Raw genomic sequence first — 23,140 nt, 5'->3', positions numbered from 1 at the left:
AGAATATTAAAAAGTATGGTATAACAGTAAGAAAACGAAAAAGAGGGAAAAGACGATGATTCGAGTAGGATATTTAGGACCAGAAGCGACATTTACAAATATGGCGGTGAGTCGTTTTTTTCCGGAAGCAGAGCATGTACCGTATCGAACGATTCCGGATTGTATTGATGCAGCTGCAAATGAAAATGTAGATTATGCGGTCGTACCGTTAGAGAATGCCATAGAAGGTTCAGTTAATATAACGGTTGATTATCTCGTACATGAGCAGCCACTTTCCATTGTAGGAGAAATTACAGTGCCAATTCAGCAGCATTTACTCGTACACCCGCAGTACGAAGAAGTGTGGAAAGAAGTATACGCTGTACATTCTCATCCGCATGCCATTGCACAGTGCCATAAATTTTTAAATGAGGAATTAAAAGGGGTAACCGTTCGCGATATGACATCAACAAGCGCTGCTGCGCAATATGTGAAAGAACATCCTGAAGAAAAAATTGCAGCTATTGCAAATGAAGCAGCGGCAGAAAAATACGGATTAACAATTGTAAGGCGTGATATTCATACGCATAAAAACAATCATACACGTTTCCTTGTTCTCCATAAGAAAAAGAAAGCAGTACTCCCAAATAACGGAGAAAACCGAGGAGAGAAAACGACGCTTATGATAACGTTACCTGCTGATTACGCAGGGGCACTATATCAAGTGTTATCAGCTTTCGCATGGAGAAAATTAAACTTATCAAAAATCGAATCTCGCCCGATGAAAACAGGTCTTGGAAATTACTTTTTCTTAATCGACGTAGATAAAGCATATGATGACGTATTATTGCCAGGCGTAATGATGGAACTTGAAGCACTCGGTTTTTCTGTTACAGTGCTGGGGAGTTATTCTTCTTATTGGTTGTAAGAGAGGTGGATGAACTGTCGATATTTCCCTTCTAATCGCTGATATAATTTTATCGGATAATACATTTTGTGATAGATAAATAGAATCCCACCTATAAATGGTGGGATTCTATTTATTTTAACTTCGCAAGACGATCCTCTAACTGACCACGCCAAATCTCGGCTAGTTCTGGAACAGCAAGAACCTTCTCAATGCCATCTTTATCTTTCTTATTATGAAAATAAATTTCGTTAGAGAACAAAACAGATACATTGTTTGATGGACGCTCTAATAATGTAATTTTAGAATCTTGACGTACAGTACCTTCTTGAAGAACGCGGCATAAATAACCAGTATATCCAGTTGCTACAATGCGTGGCAAAATACCAGGAATACCAAGGCGTTTTGAAATTGTGCTACAAGGTACTCTCGCTTGTGTAACTTGAATGATTGCTTCGCCTAGTTGATATGTATCTCCGATGCATACATCACGCTCTAACATATTTGTTACGGTAATGTTTTCGCCAAATGTGGAAGCCGGAAGTGTAGTTTGAAATTCTTCTTCCCATAGTGCGTAATGCTCGTGTGGGTACACGCAAACTGCGCGATCAGGTCCCCCGTGGTGTTTTAAATCCGCTACATCATCACCACGGAATCCGTCTTTTGAGAGGAAGGCCTCTTCTGTAGGATCTTTACATATACCTGTTATCATTTCTTTATCTTCGCCATATTTCATTTGTTTCGGTTTACCGGTGCTAAAGTGAACGAGTTCAATTCCCATATTTGACCCCCTTTACAATTGATTACAATATTATATCACTAAAAAAGCACAGAGAATGATAAAAAACTCTGTGCTTTACATTAATAAACGAGAAATCCAGCGCGGTCTAGTGCCTCGCAAGCGGCATCTAATTTCTCTTTAGAATCTGCTTCAATTGTATGTAAGTGAATACCATCTGTTAGTTGCGAAAGATAGGAAGCGTTTGTGTTTTCGATTTTTTGTAAATATTGCTCTACATCAAAGCGATTACTTACCATAATTGATGCTGTTAAATCGCCGTATACAGGATGCTCAACTTTTACGTCTTTAATCGTAATGCCGTGGTCAACTAACATAGTAAGTTCTTGACGTACTTCTGCCGGTTTATGTTGGCATACGATTACGCGTTCAAAAGCTTGTTGTCTTGTTTGTGGTTTTAAATATAAATACCCTTGTGCAGTCGCAATAATTGGTTCATTTCGTGCTTTTAGTAAGGAAATGTCTTGAACGATAACTTGCCTACTTACGTTTGTCTTTTTAGATAGCTCATTCCCCGATAACGGTTCATTTGCAGCAAGAAGCCACTCAAGGATGAGTTGTCGTCTTTCTTCGCCTAAAATCTTTTTTTGATCATTTTGTTTCATTATGATTTAACACCTCTATAAAATTGATTTCCAATTGTGTGTAGTGCATGAATAGTTGTATCAATTTGTTCTTTCGTTGTGTGATGTCCGAAAGAAAAGCGGACATATTGTTTTGCCTCTTCATACGTTTTTCCAATTGCAAGCATTGTTTTTGAAGGGTCTTGTTTACCGACTTGGCAAGCACTTCCAGTTGAAATGGCTATACCATGACGGTTACATTCTAACATTGTATACTGACCTTCTATTCCTTTTATTGTAACCCCAATAATATGTGGTAAACAAGAAGTAGAATGTCCTTTCACTTCAATTTCTAGAGGAAGTGTTTGTAATTGCTCTAAAAAATAAGATCGTAATTGTTTAAAACGGAAGCTCTCTTCCTTTTGATTCTTTAATATATGCTCTGCGGCTGTTAAAAAAGCAGCAATTCCAGGAACGTTCACTGTACCAGGGCGAAAGCCTTTTTCATGAGAAGTTCCCGGAAATACTTGTTCCCAGCGAACTTGCGGATTTATATAGCAAGCTCCAACTCCTTTTGGTCCGTATATTTTATGAGCTGAAACAGAGAGACTATCAATCTCCATCGCTTTAACGTCTATTGGAAGTTTACCAAACGTTTGAACACAATCCGAATGAAATAAAACATTATATTTTTTTAAAAGTGCTCCGATCTCTGCAATGTTTTGAACGGTCCCGATTTCAGAGTTTCCGTGCTGTATACTTGCTAGAGCAGTATCTTCTGTAATAGCTGCTTCTAAATCTACTAAATGAATTATCCCACTTTTATCCACAGGAATCTCAGTAATAGTATAACCTTGCGATTGTAAGGATTGGAAATAACTTCGAATCGATGCGTGTTCCATAGGTGTCGTAATAATGTGCTTTCCATTTCTAGCATTTAGAAGGGATTGAATCGCAAGGTAGTTAGATTCTGAACCGCCGCTTGTAAAGAATACACCTTGTTCCTTACCCCCAATCATTTCTGCAAATGTTTCTCTACAAACTTGTAATAAAGATGATGCACTTCCGCCGATATCGTGTAAACTTTGTTCATTTCCGAAATATGTTTTTGCCGCTGCTATATATGTTTCTAAGGCTTCTTCGCTCATAGGTGTTGTCGCTGCATAATCTAGATATATCATCATGTAATTTCCTCTCTTCAGTAAGAGTGACATTTGTTTTCGTTTTTAGAATGGTAGTGAAAATAAGAATTGTAAAAAAACTCTTGTCATTATTTTAAAACTATGTAAATATAGGTGTCAAGACAGTTGAAAAGTGTAAAGTAGGAGGCAACAATTATGCCAAGTGCAGATGTCTTGATTATCGGAAGCGGCGTTGCAGCGCTTCGTGTTGCGAAAGAGCTTTGTCACGAAAAGAATGTGATAATTATCACAAAAAAAACAGGACGTAATAACAATACACATTTAGCTCAAGGAGGAATTGCAGCAGCTGTTGCTACATATGACGATCCGAGTGGGCATTTTGAAGATACATTAGTGGCAGGTTGCCATTATAACAACGAAGAAGCAGTTCGTTATTTAGTTGAAGAGGGACCGAAAGAAATAAGTAAGCTTATTACGAATGGAATGAAATTTGATGGGGATGAAAAAGGGATCCACCTTGGTAAAGAAGGGGCGCATCGAAAACGGCGCATTTTACATGCCGGAGGAGATGCAACTGGTAAAAATCTATTAGAGCATTTAATACAAGAAGTAGTTCCGAACGTTACTGTCGTTGAGCATGAAATGGTACTCGATTTTATTATAGAAAATAATAAATGCATAGGAGCTTTAACGCGAAATAGTGAAGGGAAGCTGAAGCGTTACTATGCTGATAATACGGTGTTAGCATCAGGAGGAATAGGTGGTTTGTACGCCTTTACATCGAATGATGAGACAATTACAGGCGATGGACTTGCGATGATATATCGAGCTGGGGGAGAACTTGTTGATTTAGAATTTGTACAATTTCATCCGACAATGTTATATGTGGACGGGCGATGTTGTGGTCTCGTTTCTGAAGCAGTCCGTGGTGAAGGAGCTGTCCTTATAAATGCAAAAGGACAGCGTTTTATGATGGATATACATCCCGGGAAAGATCTCGCACCGCGTGATGTAGTGGCAAGGGCTATTCATGAACAACTTCTTGCGGGTGAAACAGTGTACTTAAACATCGAAACCATTCAAAACTTTGAACAACGTTTTCCGACCGTCTCATCATTATGTAAAAAGAATGGTGTTGATTTAAAAGAAAATTCTATTCCGGTCGTACCGGGCGCTCATTTTCATATGGGCGGCGTGAAGACGAATTGTGACGGAGAGACGTCCATTTCAAACTTATATGCGGTCGGTGAAGTGGCTTGTAATGGAGTTCATGGTGCGAATAGATTGGCGAGTAATTCATTATTAGAAGGTCTTGTGTTTGGAAGACGAATAGGAAAACACATTTTAGCTAAGCCAGCAGAGGAAAGAAAAAATGTGCCGGAAGAGAGAGGGAAAAGTTTTATAGCTCTTAATGATTTACCGTTGAAAGAAGAAATACAAGAATACATGATGAAGCATGTTGGGATTGTGCGAACTGAGAAAAATTTATCATATGCTCAGAGATGGTTTAGTAGGTACGGTGTGCGAAATATGATCTTACAATATGATGCACTTACAAATGAAGAGATAACGCTTATTAATATGTTAACAGTTTGTGAGCTTATAACAGTATCAGCTTTGCAAAGAGAAGACAGTGTTGGTGGTCATTATCGCATTGATTATCCAGAAAGAAATAGCGTGAAAAAAGAGATTATCCGAGTGAGAAGAAAACTACAACTTGTTTAATAAGGGGAAGAGGGATTTTATGAATACGTTAAAAGTTAAGGAAGCATTAAATCGATTTTTTCTAGAAGATATAGGAGAAAGAGATGTAACATCTCAGCTTATCTTTCCCGATAATGCACTTGCGAAAGGAACGTTTCTTGTAAAGGATACAGGGGTATTTGCAGGGTGCTTAGTAATTGAAGAAGGATTTAAAGTAATTGATCAGAGAATTGAAGTTGAACTTCATAAAAAAGATGGGGATCTTGTAGAAAAAGGCGAAATAATTGCAACCGTGCAAGGCCCAATCGCATCATTATTAACGGCAGAGCGCGTTATATTAAACGTTATTCAGCGTATGAGCGGGATAGCGACGATGACACGTAAGGCGGTTTTTGCTTTAGATAGCAGTCATACACGCATTTGTGATACGAGAAAAACGATGCCAGGACTACGTATGTTTGATAAATATGCTGTAGTATGCGGGGGCGGATTTAACCACAGATTCGGTTTATATGATGGTGTCATGATTAAAGACAATCACATTGCTTTTGCTGGCTCGATTACAAAAGCTGTTACATCGGTGAAAGAAAGATTGGGACATATGGTGAAAGTAGAAGTCGAAACAGAGACAGAGGCGCAAGTAAGAGAAGCAGTAGAGGCCGGCGCAGATGTTATTATGTTCGATAATCGTACGCCAGAAGAGATTCGTGAGTTTTCAAAAATTGTACCAAGTGCCATCGTTACGGAGGCTTCAGGTGGTATTACAATTGAAGATTTATCAAAATACGGAAAAACAGGGGTAGATTATATTTCACTTGGAGCGTTAACACATTCAGTGAAAGCACTTGATATTAGTTTTAATATTGAGGCCTAATGAGAGTGGTTTAGAGGGGGAGAATCATAAATGGGTATTTTAGAGAAAGTTCAGCCAATTGAAGTAATGTTACCAGAGCGTTATCAAACGATGTCTACATTAGAGATGGAAGAGCGTGTCCGTGAAATTAAAGAAAAAATGGGGGCATTACTATTTATTCCAGGACATCATTATCAAAAAGATGAAGTGGTGCAATTTTCAGATGCAGCAGGGGACTCACTGCAACTCGCGCAAGTTGCAGCGAATAATAAAGAGGCAAAATATATTGTGTTTTGTGGTGTGCACTTTATGGCAGAAACGGCAGATATGTTAACGACAGATGATCAAATTGTCATCTTACCAGATATGCGTGCCGGCTGTTCTATGGCAGATATGGCAGATATTGAACAAACAGAAAGAGCGTGGAAAGAGCTCGCGAAATTATTTGGGGATACGATGATTCCATTAACGTATGTAAATTCAACAGCTGCGATCAAAGCGTTTTGTGGTCGTAATGGAGGGGCAACAGTAACCTCTTCTAATGCAAAACAAATGGTGTCTTGGGCGTTTACACAAAAAGAGCGTCTCGTCTTTTTACCAGACCAACATTTAGGAAGAAATACAGCGTATGATTTAGGTATTCCGTTAGAAAAAATGGCAGTGTGGAACCCGCATACAGATTCATTAGAGTACGATGGAGATATAGAAGAAATTCAAGTGATTTTATGGAAAGGCCATTGTTCTGTTCATCAAAACTTCACTGTGAAAAATATTGAAAATGTGCGGGAAAATCATCCGGATATGAATATTATTGTTCACCCTGAATGTTGTTATGAAGTGGTTGCTGCTTCTGATTATGCAGGATCAACGAAATATATTATTGATATGATTGAAGCAGCTCCGGCGGGAAGTAAGTGGGCGATTGGTACAGAGATGAATTTAGTGAACCGAATTATTCAGCAACATCCAGATAAAGAAATTATTTCGCTAAATCCGTTTATGTGTCCTTGCTTAACGATGAACCGAATTGACTTACCTCACCTGTTATGGGCACTTGAGAACATAGAAAGAGGAGAACAAATTAACGTTATTCGTGTAGAGAAACAAGTAACAGAAGAGGCAGTTCTTGCATTAAATCGTATGTTAGAGCGCGTTTAAAGCAGCGGGATTTCCGTTGCTTTTTTTCGTACATATAATCATAACAAGGATGAAATAGGCATACATTGTGTTGAGGAAATCATTGCGGTTTTTCTATGCTTATTCCACTTCGAATCATATTGAAAATAGAAGAAGTGATAAAAGTAAAAGAAGTTAATGTTGTTTAGAAAGTGTTACTTCAAAGTGTTTTTACTTATAGATAAGTTATACAGGAGGGGGAAAATTTGAAAATTCATATCGTGCAAAAAGGGGAGACCCTTTGGAAAATTGCAAAAAAGTACGGAGTGGATTTTGAAACGCTAAAAAAAACAAATACACAGCTTAGTAATCCAGACCTAATTATGCCAGGGATGAAAATTAAAGTGCCATCGCATAGCGTTCATGTGAAACAACAAACTGGATCGGGTTCAGCGCCCCCGAAACAATATGTAAAAGAGGTGCAGCAAAAAGAGTTTGCATCAACACCAACGCCACTTGCAATAGAAGATGAAGATGAGATCACGTATCAATCAACACCTATTACACAACAACCAGCTATGCAACAAACGCAAAAAGAAATGCAGATAAAACCGCAAAAAGAAATGCAGGTGAAGCCGCAAAAGGAAATGCAAGTGAAGCCGCAAAAGGAAATACAGGTGAAGCCGCAAAAGGAAGTGCAAGTGAAGCCACAAAAAGAAGTGCAAAAAGAAATTCCGATTCAAAAAGAGAAGCCAGTTGAAAAGCCGCCTGTCATTCAAAAACCACCTGTTGTAGAGAAAGTAGAAAAACTAAAACCTACTACGAAAGAAAACACTAAATTTTCTATCAATGTGTTACCACAGCCACCGCAACCACCAATTAAAGCGAAAAAAGAATATAAAATTTCAGATGTAATAAAAAAGGGAAGCGAGTTAATTGCTCCTCAAATTAATAAAATGAAACCTAACAATGTCATTTCTCCGCAAACGAAAAAAGACAATATAGGAAACATAGTGTCACCGCAAGTGAAGAAAGAGAATGTAGGGAATATAGTGTCGCCGCAAGTGAAAAAAGAAAATATAGGGAATATAGTGTCGCCGCAAGTGAAGAAAGAGAATGTAGGGAATATAGTGTCGCCGCAAGTGAAAAAAGAAAATGTAGGGAATATAGTGTCGCCGCAAGTGAAGAAAGAGAATGTAGGGAATATAGTGTCGCCGCAAGTGAAGAAAGAGAATGTAGGAAGCATAGTCTCGCCACAAGTGAAGAAAGAAAATATAGGAAGCATAGTCTCACCAAACGTATCAAAAGAAAGTGTTATTATCCCGCAAGTAATACCGCCTAATATTCAAGTGCCGAATATAATGCCAATAATGGATAACAATCAAATGCCAAATATAATGCCAATAATGGATAACAATCAAATGTCGAACATGATGCCGATAATGGATAACAATCAAATGCCAAACATGATGCCGATAATGGATAACAATCAAATGCCAAACATGATGCCGATAATGGATAACAACCAAATGCCAAACATGATGCCGATAATGGATAACAATCAAATGCCAAACATGATGCCAGTAATGGATAACAATCAAATACCGAACATGATGCCGATAATGGATAACAATCAAATGCCAAACATGATGCCGATAATGGATAACAACCAAATGCCAAATATGATGCCGATAATGGATAACAACCAAATGCCAAATATGATGCCGATAATGGATAACAATCAAATGCCAAACATGATGCCGATAATGGATAACAACCAAATGCCAAATATGATGCCAATAATGGATAACAATCAAATGCCAAATATGATGCCAGTAATGGATAACAATCAAATGCCGAACATGATGCCGATGATGGATAACAATCAAATGCCGAACATGATGCCGATAATGGATAACAATCAAATGCCAAACATGATGCCGATAATGGATAACAATCAAATGCCAAACATGATGCCATATCAACAGCCAATGATGCCGCCATATCCGCAATATCAGCAACAAAATCCATACAATCAAATGCCGTATCAACAAATGGCACCGCAATATACTTCTATGCCAAATCCAAATATGATGCCAATGGATAATAATATGCCGCCACTCGTGCAAGGTGAAGAAGATTGTGGATGCGGAGGAGAAAGTAGGTTATATAGTCCACAACCGGGTGGACCACAATATGCTAATCCTTTATATTATCAACCAACTCAGCCAGCATATGCACCACAGCCAGGAACGATGTATTATCAGCCGGACCCACCAAACGTATTTGGAGAACCAGTTTCAGAAGAAGAGGACGAAGAGGAAGTTTAAAAAAAGGTGGGGTTATTCCCACCTTTTTTGTATTCGTGATAGTTAGGAATATGGTGAATTTACATTAAGTGTTAGAAAATTCCTAGTGAAATATTAACAGTGTAAAAAACCTCTCTGTTACTCATCATAAGGGGGAGCTTTTCGAAAGAGAAGTTCATTCTAACAGAGGGGGTTTTTGTATTGAATACGAAAGTAAAAGTTATTGCTGCTTCTTTGTTAGTTACCAGTGCATTAGCTGCATGTGGTACACCAAAAGATAATAATGCGATGGATGGACGTAACTATAATTACGAGCGTACATCTTATAATGATACACACCAGTATCGTGATAATGTAGCGCGTAACGATCGTTCTACAGATTATGTAACATATAGAAACGGTCGTAACGATACAGGATATAATAATTATTACCGTGATGTAAATTACAATGGGCAAATTGCTAATCCACATCCAACTCGTAATATTACAATGAACAATTCATACATTAACAATGATGGTAAAACTGCGGAGAAAATTACGAATCGTGTGAAACGTATGAATAACGTAGACCGAGTTTCTACAGTTGTATATGGAAACGATGTAGCGATTGCGGTAAAACCACGTAATACAGCGACGAATGAAACAGCGATGGCGAACGAAATTCGTCAAGCTGTTGTGAATGAAGTTGGAAATAGAAACGTATATGTTTCTGTAAGAAATGACATGTTTACTCGTGTCGATGCAATGAGTACGCGTTTACGTAACGGCACAGCTACAAACGATTTTAATCGTGACATAACAAATATGTTCCGAGACATTCGTTACGGCCTGACTGGTACTATGCGATAACAAATTAAAGAGGAAGGGCTAGCCCTTCCTCTTTATTCATCATCGTCTTGTAAACGGCGTTTTGTTATAAAATAACTAACGGAGTAAGACGCTAAAAAGCATATGAAGAGAATACCACCTGTTAAAATAGCTTCAAATAGAGGTCTTTCTGGACTGAAAATGATATAAATAATAGCTATGATAATTCCTACAATAAGAGAGCGTAAAATAATTTTGTAATAAGGAGTTAACTTTATTTCCTTTTCGCTTTCTTCTACATCGATAGAAACGCTTAACTGTAAATAACTAAGTACAATACTTGTAAGAATAAATAATAACCACAATGGAGATTTCGTAATTTGATCCATTCCTTCTGTGAATCCGATATAGCCTAAAATTCCGATTATACCAATTGATTGAAAAAGAAAGGCAATACGTATGTTTTTTAACGTTTGAAGTATGAGGCGTTCATCTTTAATTTTTTTCAAAGCATTCATCCCCTGTTTATATTTATAGTATCAATTGTAACATATATATTGCATTAATCAATTTATAATTTACATAGATTTCAATTGGTTGAAAGAGGAAGAAAAATATATTTAGAAATATATTGCGCTTCTACCTTGTTAATGTTATATTAGCAAAGCGATGAGCTAATTTACGTAAGTCGAGAGATATGCTTAAGTGCTAAACACGCGAATGTGGTCGCCTGGTCTTTCGCCGTAAACGCATCAGACGCCTGCTTTGCAGGCGTCTTTCATTTTATATAAAAGTAAATGATACATGCAGATGAGGATTAACCCTTATCTGCATTTTTTATTTTCCTTAGAAATTTAATGCTATTGTTTATATGGATAAAACCCCCATTTCCGGAAAAGCTACAAATGAAAGTATGATTTTGCCTAGAAGAGGTGAACGGAAATGAAATGGATGCTAATTGCAGTGCAAGCTTTTGTTGTGATGTTTTGCTTAGCTTATGGATCCGATGTGAGGGCAGAAATAACAGAAAAAGTACCTGAGGTTACAATTTTATTAGAGCGTATGTATGTTGATGGAGAAGTAAGCGAGGAAATACTGACAGAAAAAGTAGCGGATTTAGAAAAGTTTTTGCAGCAATATAAAGAATGGCAACTTGTTGATCGTGATGATGTGCAAATCGTATTACAAAGGAAAGTTGATGATATTTCTCCTTTACTGAAAACGAGCGGTTATTTTGGTGTTTCAGAGGAAGGGATATTGCAAATTTTTAAAGGGGTACCGAAAAGTGATAACGCGATCCATTCCTTCTTTCAAATTGATATGAAAAAGCTTGAAAGTTATGAGCGTGCGGAATTGAAACGTGGTATTCGCATAAAATCAAAAGAAGGTTTTGTAAAGACAATCGAAAAAATGAAGCAATACGCAGTGCAAAATAAGAAAAAAAGCAGCTCAGGGTGAGCTGCTTTTTTTCTTATTTATTCTTAGCTAAAATCTCTTTTGCGATTTCATCAATTAGCATATCTTTTCCGATTGGATTGAATGCTTTCGTATTGAAGATTTCATTCGATACTTCATATACGTGATTGTTTTTTACTGCTTTATTATCTTTCCAAACCGCACTGTTTTTATAGTCTTCGTACACTTTATCAGCTTCTCCGCCGAAGTTTACAATAAACATTTGATCAGGCTGGAATGCAACAAGACCTTCTAGTGATACTTGTGCCATCGTTTGTTTTAAATCTGTACCTTTTGTTGCTGGAAGTTTTAAGTCGTTAAAGATGATGTCACCATATCCGAAGCTACCGTATACACGGAAGTTTTGTGGTGTTACTGCAACGAACATAAAGTTCTCATCTTTTGTTTTCTCTTTAATTTTTTTAGATAAAGAGTCTGCTTTTTTATCGTAATCTGCAATCCATTTGTCGGCTTTCTTTTCTTCGCCAAATAGTTTACCTACTTCTTTAAACTTACCGCGCCAGTCTTCTAGATTTGTTTCTAGAACAACTGTCGGTGCCACTTTTTCTAGTTGATCATAAATTTTCAATTGACGATTGTTTAAAATAATTAAGTCTGGTTTTAAAGCTGTAACAGCCTCTAGGTCAACTTTAGGTGCCCAGTACCAGCCGACTGCCTTTACACCGTCTAGCTTGTCCGTTAAGTGATTTTGGATTTTATCTTTATATGTGTTTGCTGTGCCAACAGGTTTATGTCCAAGGATTAATAATTCCTCTGTTGATCCAGATAAATCAACAATTCTCTTTGGATTAGCTGGAATTGTTGCTTCCCCTTTAGCATGTTTTACAACTTTTGTTTTCGGTTGTTCTTTTGCTTTTGCTTCTTCTTTTTGAGAAGAACAGCCAACGATAGAAAGAACAACTAGCATAATAGTAAATAAAATAAATAGCTTTTGTTTCATCCTGATGTAACCCCTTTAATTAATATTGATAATCATTATCGACTTCTGTATATTAATGTTCTTTTTGTATTTATGTCAATAGAAAAAAACGGAAATTGTAAACGGGGAACATTTGTTGGGGCAGTCTCGCTTTTCTATTGTTAAATATGTTAAAATGGAATACATGATTTGAGAGGGAGAGATCGTATTTTGTTTGAATATGTTACAGGTTACGTGGAGTATGTAGGACCGGAATATGTCGTAATTGACCATAATGGAATTGGTTATCAAATTTTCACACCAAATCCGTATGTATTTCAAAGAAGTAAGCAAGAAATCCGTGTCTATACATATCACTATGTGAGAGAAGATATTATGGCACTTTACGGGTTTAAAACACGTGAAGAGCGTTTATTATTTACAAAATTGTTAGGTGTATCGGGGATTGGACCAAAAGGTGCTCTTGCAATTTTAGCTTCTGGTCAAACCGGACAGGTCGTTCAAGCGATTGAACATGAAGATGAGAAGTTCTTAGTGAAGTTCCCAGGCGTCGGAAAGAAAACAGCGCGCCAAATGATTTTAGATTTAAAAGGAAAACTAGCAGATGTTGTACCAGATGCGTTTGTTGATTTGTTCTCAGATACTGAAAGTTTTGATACGAAGAAAGGTTCATCAGTTGAACTTGATGAAGCACTGGAAGCACTGCGTGCACTTGGCTATGCAGAACGAGAAGTCTCTCGCGTTGTACCAGAGTTATTAAAAGAATCACTAACGACGGATCAATATATTAAAAAGGCACTTAGTCTTTTACTAAATGGTAAGAGGTGAGTATAATGGACGAACGTCTCCTTTCAGGGGAATCTGGATACGAAGATGCGGATTTAGAGTATTCATTACGGCCACAGACGCTCCGTCAGTATATTGGCCAAGATAAAGCGAAACATAATTTAGAAGTGTTTATTGAAGCGGCGAAAATGCGTGAAGAAACGTTAGATCACGTACTTTTATATGGCCCACCTGGACTTGGTAAAACGACGCTTGCGAATATTATTGCCAATGAAATGGGTGTTAACATTCGAACGACGTCAGGTCCCGCAATTGAAAGACCAGGAGATTTAGCAGCTGTATTAACAGCGCTTCAGCCAGGAGATGTATTATTTATTGATGAAATTCATCGTTTGCATAGATCTATTGAAGAAGTGCTATACCCAGCGATGGAAGACTTTTGCCTTGATATCGTTATTGGGAAAGGACCGTCAGCTCGCTCTGTACGTCTAGATTTACCTCCATTTACGCTAGTTGGGGCAACGACGCGTGCAGGTGCATTATCAGCACCACTTCGTGACCGTTTCGGTGTACTTTCACGATTAGAGTACTATACAGTAGATCAGCTTTCTGCGATTGTAGAACGTACAGCAGAAGTGTTTGAAGTTGAAATAGATTCGTTAGCAGCATTAGAAATTGCAAGACGTGCCCGTGGTACACCTCGTATTGCGAATCGTCTATTACGACGTGTACGTGACTTCGCACAAGTTCGCAGTGACGGAACGATTGCGATGGAAATTACACAAATGGCGTTAGAACTATTACAAGTAGATAAATTAGGACTTGATCATATCGACCATAAATTACTGCTTGGTATTATTGAAAAGTTCCGCGGTGGTCCAGTTGGATTAGAAACTGTTTCAGCAACGATTGGAGAAGAATCGCATACGATTGAAGATGTGTATGAACCGTATTTATTACAAATTGGCTTTTTACAAAGAACGCCAAGAGGCCGGATCGTAACACCGCTTGCATATGAGCATTTCGGAATGGAGATGCCAAAAGTATGACGGAGATGCCAAAGCTGCTTATTACAGCTGGTATTTTGCTCATTGTTGTTGGATTAGCTTGGAAGTTCATAGGAAGGCTTCCAGGCGATATTTTTGTGAAAAAAGGTAACGTTACCTTTTATTTTCCTATCATTACATGTATTGTGTTAAGTATTGCATTATCTTTCATTATGTATATAATAAATCGATTCAAATAAGAAATAGGTGGATACAGTTATGGATATTAATCTGTTTGATTTTCATTTACCAGAAGAACTCATTGCACAAATTCCGCTTGAAGAGCGTGAAACATCAAGATTGATGGTGTTAGACCGTGAAACAGGAGATATTGAGCATAAACATTTTACGGACATTCTTTCTTACTTACAAGAGGGGGATTGCTTAGTTTTAAATGAAACGAAAGTGATGCCAGCTCGCTTGCACGGTGTGAAAGAAGATACAGGTGCACACATTGAAGTGCTTCTTTTGAAACAAGAGGAAGGCGATAAGTGGGAAACGCTTATAAAGCCAGCGAAGCGTGTAAAAGAAGGAACTGTCATCTCTTTTGGTGAAGGAAAGTTAAAAGCAACTTGCATTGGAACAGCAGATCAAGGTGGGCGTCAACTTGAGTTTTCATATGACGGCATCTTTTATGAAATTTTAGACGAGCTTGGAGAAATGCCACTTCCTCCATATATTAAAGAGACGCTAGAAGATCGCGATCGTTATCAAACGGTATATGCGAAGGAAATCGGTTCAGCAGCAGCACCGACGGCTGGCCTTCACTTTACAGAAGAGTTACTTGAGAAATTGAAGCAAAAAGGCGTCGGGTTAGCATTCATTACACTCCATGTAGGACTTGGAACATTTAGACCAGTTTCTGCAGATACTATTGAAGAGCATCATATGCACGCAGAGTATTACCATATGTCTGAAGAGACTGCGGCTTTATTAAACCGCGTGAAAGAGGATGGCGGCCGTATTATTACTGTAGGTACGACATCAACACGTACGTTAGAAACGATTGCGACAGATCATAGTGGTAAGCTTTGCGCAGCTTCTGGCTGGACAGATATTTTTATGTACCCAGGATATGAATTTAAAGCAATTGATGGTTTAATTACAAACTTCCATTTGCCGAAATCAACATTAATTATGCTTGTAAGTGCATTTTCAAATAGAGATAATGTACTTCATGCTTATAATGAAGCAGTAAAAGAAAAATATCGTTTCTTTAGTTTCGGTGATGCGATGTTCGTTGCATCTCACGCTAAAATGAGAAACAAATAAAAGGAGTAAATTATGACAGCAATTCGTTATGAATTTATTAAAACTTGTAAACAAACGGGTGCGCGTTTAGGTCGAGTGCACACGCCACACGGCTCATTTGATACACCGACATTTATGCCAGTTGGTACACTTGCAACAGTTAAAACAATGTCACCAGAAGAATTAAAAGCAATGGATTCTGGCATTATTTTAAGCAATACGTATCATTTATGGCTACGTCCAGGCCACGAAATTATTCGTGAAGCAGGTGGCTTGCATAAGTTTATGAACTGGGATCGTGCAATCTTAACGGATTCAGGTGGATTCCAAGTATTTAGCTTAAGTGATTTCCGACGCATTGAAGAGGAAGGTGTTCATTTCCGCAATCACTTAAATGGCGATAAATTATTCTTATCTCCAGAAAAAGCGATGGAAATCCAAAATGCATTAGGTTCAGATATCATGATGGCATTTGATGAGTGTCCACCGTTCCCTGCTACTTTTGAATACATGAAAAAGTCTGTAGAGCGTACAAGCCGCTGGGCAGAGCGTTGCCTAAAGGCGCATGAACGTCCACAAGATCAAGGTTTATTCGGTATTGTACAGGGCGGGGAGTTTGAAGAGCTTCGTCGTCAAAGTGCGAAAGATCTTGTTTCAATGGACTTCCCTGGCTATGCTATAGGCGGTCTATCTGTTGGTGAACCGAAGGATATTATGAATCGTGTTCTTGAGTTTACAACACCACTTCTTCCTGATGATAAACCACGCTACTTAATGGGTGTAGGTTCTCCTGACTCGTTAATTGATGGTGCGATTCGCGGTGTTGATATGTTTGACTGTGTACTTCCAACTCGTATCGCTCGAAATGGTACATGTATGACAAGTGAAGGCCGCTTAGTTGTGAAAAATGCGAAATTCGCTAGAGACTTCGGGCCGCTTGATCCGAACTGTGATTGCTACACATGTAAAAACTATTCTCGTGCGTACATTCGTCACTTAATGAAATGTGATGAAACGTTCGGAATTCGTTTAACGTCTTATCACAACCTTCATTTTCTGTTAAACTTAATGGAGCAGGTGAGACAAGCTATTCGTGAAGACCGTCTTGGCGATTTCCGCGAAGAGTTCTTTGAACAGTATGGCTTTAATAAACCGAATGCTAAAAACTTCTAATACATAATTTAAAAGGAGGAACACAAGATGAATGCAGGTATGATGAATATCGTTATGATTGTTGCGATGTTTGCGATTTTCTATTTCTTATTAATTCGCCCGCAACAAAAGCGTCAAAAAGCAGTTGCACAAATGCAAAATGAAATCAAAAAAGGTGATGCTATCGTAACAATCGGTGGTTTACACGCTACAATCGAATCAGTGGATGAAACAAAAATTGTTGTTAAATCTGGTGGTGCACACTTAACTTTCGATCGCAATGCGATTCGTGAAGTTGTGAAAAACTAATGATGAAGGCCCTGCATGAAATGTGCAGGGCCTTTTTTTAACTATTTTGTTTTGACATATTTACACCGAAAATACCTCCGAGTGTACTCGCACCCATTAATGCTAATTGGTAGAGTAACTGTGAGTTCGATAAAGTTTGAGAGAAGCCTAAATAGTTAACGAGAAAGACGAGAATAGCGAATGTAAGGCCTGTTGTGAAACCTACTAGCCATCCTTTTCCTTGTGCCTTTTTACCAGCAATAAATCCAGACATAAGCATAGACAGAAGGGCTATTATAAAAATAATAATTACTAATGTCCCTTCATTAATATTCGTAAATTTTAATAAAAGAGCCATGACCATACTTGTAATAGATGCGAGGATTAATAGGGTAATAATACCGAAGCCGATTGCGCTCGATAATTTTTTCGTTCCATCCATTATGCATTCCCCCTTTTTAATACAAGCATATTTTCATTTTGTTTAAGTTAGACTAGTTTCTTTTTTGTAGGGGAGCCTATAAGTAAAAAAAGGGGATGTAGAAATGGAATGGGTATCAATAATCGGACGAACAATGCTTTTGTATATAATCATTTTAATTATTTTTCGTCTTATGGGTAAACGTGAAATTGGAGAATTAAGTGTATTAGATTTAGTTGTATTCATTATGCTAGGTGAAATGGCTGTAGTGGCAATTGAAAATACAGATAAATCACTTTGGCATCAATTAGTTCCAATGACTTTTCTTATGTGTATACAAATCATTTTGTCGGTCATTTCTTTAAAGTTCCAGCGTTTTCGGCATTTAATAGAAGGGGAGCCTGCGATTCTTGTGAATGCAGGTAAAATTGATGAAAAAAAGATGCGGAAGCAGCGATATAACATAGATGATTTATTGATGCAACTACGTGAGCAAGGAATCGGAGATGTGCGTGATGTAGAATACGCTATTTTAGAACCATCTGGAAAGTTATCTGTCTTTCAAAAACAAAAAAGTAAAAAGAGCAAAAATGATACACCAATTTTTACACTCCCACTAATTATTGATGGAGAAATTCAATACAATCATTTGCAAATGATCGAACATACAGATGGGTGGCTCGTTGAGAAACTGAATAACTTAGGTTATAAAGATGTGAAACAGATTTTATATTGTAGTTTTCAAAATGGACAGTTTTTCGTTGATTTGAAAGAAAATTAGAGGCTTACCATTTTGAATGGCAAGCCTGCTTACTTCAAAAATGAAAGTTTCCGAATGATAGGGAGACGACTTAATTCTTCTTTTCGAATGAGTTTGAAAGCAAAGAGGAGGAAAATATAAACGATTGTTGTTAAAGTGATTTCCCATAATGTTTGTACGCCAAGTGAATGAGAGAAAATAATATACTTATGAAGGTAAAAACCGAAGGCGCCTGCAATACCGATGGCAAGTCCTCCAAAAATATAGTCTTTTGCATAAATGGTAAATTTAATTTTCTTTAAAACAGTAGCATAGTGAAGGAATGTTACGGTCACTATATTTGCTGCAATAGCGAGGGCAACTCCCATCATTTGAAACTCTGGCTTTGAAGCTAGTACAAAAATAACGATTAATTTCACGATAGCGCCAATAAATGTGTTCATCATTGCAGCTCTTGCTAAGTTTAAAGCTTGCAACACAGATGTAAGTGGGCTTTGAAAATAATGAAATAAAAAGCAAGGTGCAAGAAGTTGGATGAACGCTGTTGCACTGTCCGATCCATACATAAGCGTTAAGATGGGTGAAGCAAATACATATAAAATAACGACTGACCATCCACCAGTAATTAAGGAAATTCGAAGGGCTTGTTGTAAACGGTGTTCCACTAATTTGTGCTGTCTCTTTGCCATTGCCTCGCTAATTGATGGGACGAGTGCTGTAGAAAGAGCGTATGTAATAAAGGCAGGTAGTGATAGAAGCGGGAAGGCGTAACCGTTCAATATACCGTATTGCTGTGTTGCGACAGAAGCGGCAACCCCGGCAATTGCTAAGCTTTGCATAACAACGATAGGTTCAAAGAAATATGAAACGGAACCGATTAAACGGCTTCCTGTAGTTGGAAGTGCGATATCCATAAGAGAATAAAATGTATTTTTGCTCTCCTTTACCGTAGTGAAAAAACCAGAGCGTATAGATAAATGTTTTTCGCGCTGGAATAAAGTAAGTAAAAATAATAAAGATGCAACTTCGCCAAGAACAGCTGATAGCATAGCACCGGCTGCAGCATATTCTACGCCGTAAGGTAAAAATAACCGAATGCATACAGCGATAATTGTAATGCGGACAACTTGTTCTATGACTTGAGCGTAAGCGCTCGGCTTCATGTTTTGTTTCCCTTGGAAATAACCACGTAAAACGGAAGAAACTGCAATAACGGGGACGACAGGTAAAATAGCCATTAATGGATAGTAAGTTCTTTCATCTGTTAATAATGTTTTTGCTAAAATAGGTGTGAGTAGCATAATACCAATTGTTAAAATGATACTAATAAAGGATGTAACAGCTAGGGAGACGGTTAATATTTTTTTAACTCTTTGTTTGTCGTTCACTGCTTCCGCTTCTGCTACAAATTTTGCAATCGCAACAGGAAGGCCAATTTGTGTTAATGTAATTGCTAAAATGAAGGTGGGGACAGCCATCATATAAAGGCCAACGCCTTCTTCTCCTAAAATACGTGCCATTACAATGCGGTTAATAAATCCAAGGATTTTTGTAATAAAACCGGCTATCATTAAAATAAATGCGCCTTTTAAAAAGCTTTGTCTCGTCATACTCTTCTCCTACCTTCTCAAAATCAATGGAATGATTTACAATAATTTATATGCACGTATGAGACAAGAATGACAAGCATTTAAGAGAGTGAAGTATGAATGGTACTCTTGAAAGAAGTTATTACTGTCCATTAGAGCGGGATTAAAAGCGACTTTTCGTGCTGAAATAAGAAGGAGATGTTATATATGTTGGATAAAGAGGCTTTGGTAGAATCATACCGCGGACAGTTACAAGTCGTTTTAGAAAGTAAAGTAGAAGAGTTTCAGTTGTTCGGTTACGACCGAGTGACAGATAATGATATTTGGAAGTTTCTCAAGGCGAAAAAGTGGAAAAAGATAGATAGTGATGTTAGGTTATATGAATTAGTAAATGATGTATTAAGAGTAAGTACTAATGAATATATGAATTATTTAACTGTTGAAGCATATCAAGCGCCACTTTGGTCGTTTGATGAATATGAAAATAAATAACCGGCTGTAATTGGTTTGTTCTTCCTTTTGCAGTATAATGATAGGTATTGATAAAGAGGAATTAATTATGTCTAAGATTATATATAAAGGAGGTAGTGAAGAGGGAAAATAAATAATGAATAGTGTAGGTATTGTGAAAAGCTTACCGACACAGCTAGTGATGAACTAGCGGAAATACATGTATTTTATAGAAAGTAAGTCTACTAACTAGGCGTATGCACACGTGCGAAAATGAATCGTAAGAGATTTATTGAAAGTGTTAGTAGCAGAAAGAGGGTACATATGGCAAAGCGTGGTACAAGAATTGCCGCCTTTTTCCTCATCGTTTTATTAATCGGTGGCGTAATTGGTGCGGCAGGAAAAGACATAGCAAAAGGAATTAGTCTAGGACTAGACCTTCGCGGTGGTTTTGAAATTCTGTATGAAGTAAAACCAGCCAAAAAAGGTGATAAAATTGACCGAGAGGCACTTGTAAGTACAGTAGGTGCTCTTGAAAATCGTGTCAATGCACTCGGTGTAAGTGAGCCGAACATTCAAATCGAAGGACAGGATCGAATTCGTGTGCAGCTTGCTGGTGTACAAGATCAGCAAAAAGCACGTGAAATGTTATCAACGCAAGCGAAATTAACATTCCGTGATGTAGATGACAACCTTCTTATGGATGGAGCGGATTTAAAAGGCGGCGGAGCGAAGCAAACATTTGATGATAAAGGTCGTCCAAGTGTTGGACTTACGTTAAAAAGCGCTGAAAAATTCCGTGAAGTAACAGAGAAGATTTCAAAAATGCCACCACCAACGAATTTAATGGTAATTTGGCTTGATTTTGAAGAAGGAAAAGATTCGTATAAAGCAGAATCTGCAAAACCGAATCCAAAGTTTTTATCAGCGGCAACAGTAGAACAAGTATTTAATCAAGCTGAAGTATCTATCGTAGGTGGAAACTTTACAGTTGAAAGTGCGAAAGAACTGTCATCTTTATTAAATGCAGGTGCACTTCCTGTTGATTTAAAAGAAATGTATTCAACATCTGTTGGAGCAAAATTTGGTCAACAAGCATTAGAGCAAACGATTTTCGCTAGTGCAATCGGTATTGCTATTATCTTCTTATTCATGCTTGTATTCTACCGTTTACCAGGGCTTGTAGCGGTTATTATGTTAGGTTTATACATTTTCGTTACATTACTTGTCTTTAACTGGATGCATGCGGTTCTCACGTTGCCAGGTATTGCGGCATTAGTGCTCGGGGTAGGTATCGCAGTAGATGCGAATATTATTACGTACGAGAGGTTAAAGGAAGAGCTGAAAATTGGTAAGTCAATGATGTCAGCATTTCGTGCTGGTAACCATCGTTCATTAGCAACAATTTTAGATGCGAACATTACAACGATTGCAGCAGCGGGTGTATTATTTGCTTACGGTAATAGCTCTGTAAAAGGTTTCGCAACAAGTTTAATTGTTAGTATTTTAGTCGGTTTCATTACGAACGTATTCGGTACTCGTTTCTTACTAGGTTTACTTGTAAAGAGCCGTTACTTCGATAAAAAACAATCTTACTTTGGTGTTAAGGAAAAGGATATTATTCCATTAACAAAAGGTGTAGTACATCCGCCAACGAGATTTGATCGTATTAACTTCGTAAATATCGGTCATAAATTCTTCTTATTCTCAATTGTAGTCGTAATTGCTGGGGCAATTATATTACCGATTTTCAAAATGAATCTTGGTATTGACTTTGCAAGTGGGACACGTATCGACTTGCAATCAAAACAAGCAGTTACTGTGTCTGATGTTCATAAAGATTTTAAAGAATTGAACATCGATGTGAAGGAAGAAAATATTGTACCGACTGGAGATGACAATAAAGGTTTCGCAGTTCGTACATTAGGTGTTCTATCAAAAGATGAAATTGCGAAAACAAAAACATTCTTCCACGATAAATACGGTACAGATCCGAATGTAAGTACAGTTTCACCGACAATCGGTAAAGAGATTGCACGAAATGCATTTATCGCAGTATTAATTGCTTCTGCAGTAATCGTTTTATACGTAAGTATTCGTTTCCGTCTTACGTACGCAGTATCTGCAGTAATCGCATTATTACATGATGCGTTCGTTATGATTGTTGTGTTTAGTCTTTTCCAGATAGAGGTAGACTTAACGTTTATCGCTGCGGTATTAACGATTATTGGTTACTCTATCAATGACTCAATCGTTACGTTTGATAGAAACCGTGAGTTATACAAACAGAAAAAACGAGTTCGCGACATAAAAGACCTAGAAGAAATCGTAAACTCAAGTATTCGCCAAACAATTGGTCGTTCAATTAATACTGTTTTAACAGTGTTGTTCCCAGTAATTGCACTACTTATTTTCGGTAGTGAATCACTGCGTAACTTCTCACTTGCGTTATTAATTGGATTAGTTGTAGGTACGTACTCTTCTATTTTCGTTGCTTCTCAAATTTGGTTAATGCTTGAAAACCGTCGTTTGAAAAGGGGAAAAAACAAGAAGAAGGTTGAGAAAGAAGAACCTGAACCGCAAGTATAAAAAAGATGATGTCTCATTATGAGGCATCTCTTTTTTCGTTTGTGGATACAATAAGATAGCAACTTTTGAAAGAATGAAATGGAATAAAGTGGTGATGTTATCGCTGATTTTGTTAAAATAAAGTGAAACTTTAATAAGTGGGGGGTTTTGTTCATCCCCACTTATTATTAGCCCTCACCAATCGGGCTTTTACGGGCAGTTGATCTCCCACCTAACTTCCTTGTATTTGCCGGA

22 protein-coding genes and 1 pseudogene are annotated in these 23,140 nt (G+C 37.6%); 16 read left to right on the top strand and 7 right to left on the bottom strand.

Annotation, left to right across the window (positions count from 1 at the left end; translation table 11 throughout):
* The first annotated feature begins 55 nt into the window (after positions 1–55).
* The gene (pheA, locus tag DET63_RS01295; protein WP_002015384.1) at positions 56–907 is read left to right on the top strand and encodes a prephenate dehydratase; all 852 of its coding nucleotides are present in this window, start codon (positions 56–58) and stop codon (positions 905–907) included.
* Positions 908–1,019: 112 nt separating this feature from the next.
* Here pheA and DET63_RS01290 read toward each other — a convergent pair whose 3' ends face one another.
* The 3 genes from DET63_RS01290 to DET63_RS01280 form a co-directional block, all read right to left on the bottom strand.
* Positions 1,020–1,667: an MOSC domain-containing protein gene (locus tag DET63_RS01290; protein WP_113935645.1), complete on the bottom strand. Its 648-nt coding sequence runs from the start codon at positions 1,665–1,667 to the stop codon at positions 1,020–1,022.
* An 80-nt stretch (positions 1,668–1,747) separates the two neighbouring features.
* A complete protein-coding gene (locus DET63_RS01285; RefSeq protein ID WP_113935644.1) occupies positions 1,748–2,290 on the bottom strand; it encodes a transcription repressor NadR in 543 nt (180 codons plus the stop codon).
* Positions 2,290–3,432, bottom strand: coding sequence for an IscS subfamily cysteine desulfurase (locus DET63_RS01280; RefSeq protein WP_002034158.1), 1,143 nt, complete (start codon positions 3,430–3,432; stop codon positions 2,290–2,292). The genes DET63_RS01285 and DET63_RS01280 overlap by 1 nt, the downstream gene beginning before the upstream one ends.
* A 153-nt stretch (positions 3,433–3,585) precedes the next feature.
* On the opposite strand from DET63_RS01280, the gene nadB reads away from it, so the two are divergent.
* The 5 genes and pseudogenes from nadB (at position 3,586) to DET63_RS01255 (ending at position 10,221) form a co-directional block, all read left to right on the top strand.
* A complete protein-coding gene (gene nadB / locus DET63_RS01275; RefSeq protein ID WP_113935643.1) occupies positions 3,586–5,115 on the top strand; it encodes an L-aspartate oxidase in 1,530 nt (509 codons plus the stop codon).
* 19 nt (positions 5,116–5,134) lie between these two features.
* On the top strand, positions 5,135–5,968 hold the full coding sequence (gene nadC / locus DET63_RS01270) for a carboxylating nicotinate-nucleotide diphosphorylase (RefSeq protein ID WP_113935642.1): 834 nt from the start codon (positions 5,135–5,137) through the stop codon (positions 5,966–5,968).
* Between the two features lie 30 nt (positions 5,969–5,998).
* The gene (gene nadA, locus DET63_RS01265; protein WP_113935641.1) at positions 5,999–7,105 is read left to right on the top strand and encodes a quinolinate synthase NadA; all 1,107 of its coding nucleotides are present in this window, start codon (positions 5,999–6,001) and stop codon (positions 7,103–7,105) included.
* Positions 7,106–7,329: 224 nt separating this feature from the next.
* Positions 7,330–7,486 (top strand): annotated as a pseudogene (gene safA, locus DET63_RS30995) (SafA/ExsA family spore coat assembly protein); the annotation flags it as partial.
* 2,087 nt (positions 7,487–9,573) lie between these two features.
* Positions 9,574–10,221, top strand: a complete 648-nt coding sequence (locus tag DET63_RS01255) for a YhcN/YlaJ family sporulation lipoprotein (protein ID WP_002034140.1) — start codon at positions 9,574–9,576, stop codon at positions 10,219–10,221.
* 32 nt (positions 10,222–10,253) lie between these two features.
* Here DET63_RS01255 and DET63_RS01250 read toward each other — a convergent pair whose 3' ends face one another.
* On the bottom strand, positions 10,254–10,688 hold the full coding sequence (locus tag DET63_RS01250; protein WP_002143234.1) for a hypothetical protein: 435 nt from the start codon (positions 10,686–10,688) through the stop codon (positions 10,254–10,256).
* Between the two features lie 433 nt (positions 10,689–11,121).
* Here DET63_RS01250 and DET63_RS01245 point away from each other — a divergent pair, with 433 nt between their 5' ends.
* Positions 11,122–11,637 carry a BofC C-terminal domain-containing protein gene (locus DET63_RS01245; RefSeq protein WP_113935639.1) on the top strand — a complete coding sequence of 172 codons (516 nt, stop codon included), beginning with the start codon at positions 11,122–11,124 and terminating at the stop codon, positions 11,635–11,637.
* A gap of 13 nt (positions 11,638–11,650) precedes the next feature.
* On the opposite strand, the gene DET63_RS01240 is transcribed toward DET63_RS01245, so the two are convergent.
* Positions 11,651–12,595 carry an iron-hydroxamate ABC transporter substrate-binding protein gene (locus DET63_RS01240; RefSeq protein WP_113935638.1) on the bottom strand — a complete coding sequence of 315 codons (945 nt, stop codon included), beginning with the start codon at positions 12,593–12,595 and terminating at the stop codon, positions 11,651–11,653.
* Between the two features lie 189 nt (positions 12,596–12,784).
* Here DET63_RS01240 and ruvA point away from each other — a divergent pair, with 189 nt between their 5' ends.
* From ruvA to yajC, 6 genes are read left to right on the top strand one after another with little or no spacing between them, the layout of a single operon-like run.
* Entirely contained in the window at positions 12,785–13,402 is a 618-nt protein-coding gene (gene ruvA, locus DET63_RS01235) for a Holliday junction DNA helicase RuvA (RefSeq protein WP_002088786.1), read from the top strand.
* 5 nt (positions 13,403–13,407) lie between these two features.
* Positions 13,408–14,409 carry a Holliday junction branch migration DNA helicase RuvB gene (gene ruvB, locus DET63_RS01230; protein ID WP_000344470.1) on the top strand — a complete coding sequence of 334 codons (1,002 nt, stop codon included), beginning with the start codon at positions 13,408–13,410 and terminating at the stop codon, positions 14,407–14,409.
* Complete coding sequence (locus DET63_RS01225; RefSeq protein ID WP_000138161.1) at positions 14,406–14,606, top strand: DUF2905 domain-containing protein; 201 nt, start codon at positions 14,406–14,408, stop codon at positions 14,604–14,606. Before ruvB ends, DET63_RS01225 begins: the two co-directional genes overlap by 4 nt.
* 19 nt (positions 14,607–14,625) lie before the next feature.
* A complete protein-coding gene (queA, locus tag DET63_RS01220) occupies positions 14,626–15,678 on the top strand; it encodes a tRNA preQ1(34) S-adenosylmethionine ribosyltransferase-isomerase QueA (protein ID WP_113935637.1) in 1,053 nt (350 codons plus the stop codon).
* Positions 15,679–15,690: 12 nt separating this feature from the next.
* A complete protein-coding gene (gene tgt, locus DET63_RS01215; protein ID WP_002015319.1) occupies positions 15,691–16,830 on the top strand; it encodes a tRNA guanosine(34) transglycosylase Tgt in 1,140 nt (379 codons plus the stop codon).
* Positions 16,831–16,857: 27 nt separating this feature from the next.
* On the top strand, positions 16,858–17,118 hold the full coding sequence (gene yajC / locus DET63_RS01210) for a preprotein translocase subunit YajC (RefSeq protein ID WP_002015317.1): 261 nt from the start codon (positions 16,858–16,860) through the stop codon (positions 17,116–17,118).
* 37 nt (positions 17,119–17,155) lie between these two features.
* Here the strand turns inward: yajC and DET63_RS01205 are convergent, their stop codons facing one another.
* Entirely contained in the window at positions 17,156–17,539 is a 384-nt protein-coding gene (locus tag DET63_RS01205; RefSeq protein WP_002034133.1) for a TIGR04086 family membrane protein, read from the bottom strand.
* A gap of 103 nt (positions 17,540–17,642) precedes the next feature.
* Here DET63_RS01205 and DET63_RS01200 point away from each other — a divergent pair, with 103 nt between their 5' ends.
* A complete protein-coding gene (locus tag DET63_RS01200) occupies positions 17,643–18,299 on the top strand; it encodes a DUF421 domain-containing protein (protein ID WP_002015314.1) in 657 nt (218 codons plus the stop codon).
* A 29-nt stretch (positions 18,300–18,328) separates the two neighbouring features.
* On the opposite strand, the gene spoVB is transcribed toward DET63_RS01200, so the two are convergent.
* Positions 18,329–19,888, bottom strand: a complete 1,560-nt coding sequence (gene spoVB / locus DET63_RS01195) for a stage V sporulation protein B (RefSeq protein WP_113935636.1) — start codon at positions 19,886–19,888, stop codon at positions 18,329–18,331.
* A 186-nt stretch (positions 19,889–20,074) separates the two neighbouring features.
* Here spoVB and DET63_RS01190 point away from each other — a divergent pair, with 186 nt between their 5' ends.
* Both DET63_RS01190 and secDF read left to right on the top strand, forming a co-directional pair.
* Positions 20,075–20,359, top strand: a complete 285-nt coding sequence (locus tag DET63_RS01190) for a post-transcriptional regulator (protein WP_002015311.1) — start codon at positions 20,075–20,077, stop codon at positions 20,357–20,359.
* 282 nt (positions 20,360–20,641) lie between these two features.
* Entirely contained in the window at positions 20,642–22,906 is a 2,265-nt protein-coding gene (secDF, locus tag DET63_RS01185; RefSeq protein WP_113935635.1) for a protein translocase subunit SecDF, read from the top strand.
* The last annotated feature ends 234 nt before the right edge of the window (positions 22,907–23,140 follow it).

Source organism: Bacillus sp. DB-2 (assembly GCF_003315125.1).
In the GTDB taxonomy this organism is placed as follows: Bacteria; Bacillota; Bacilli; order Bacillales; family Bacillaceae_G; genus Bacillus_A; species Bacillus_A mycoides.
This window is presented reverse-complemented; position numbering and strand designations above follow the sequence as displayed.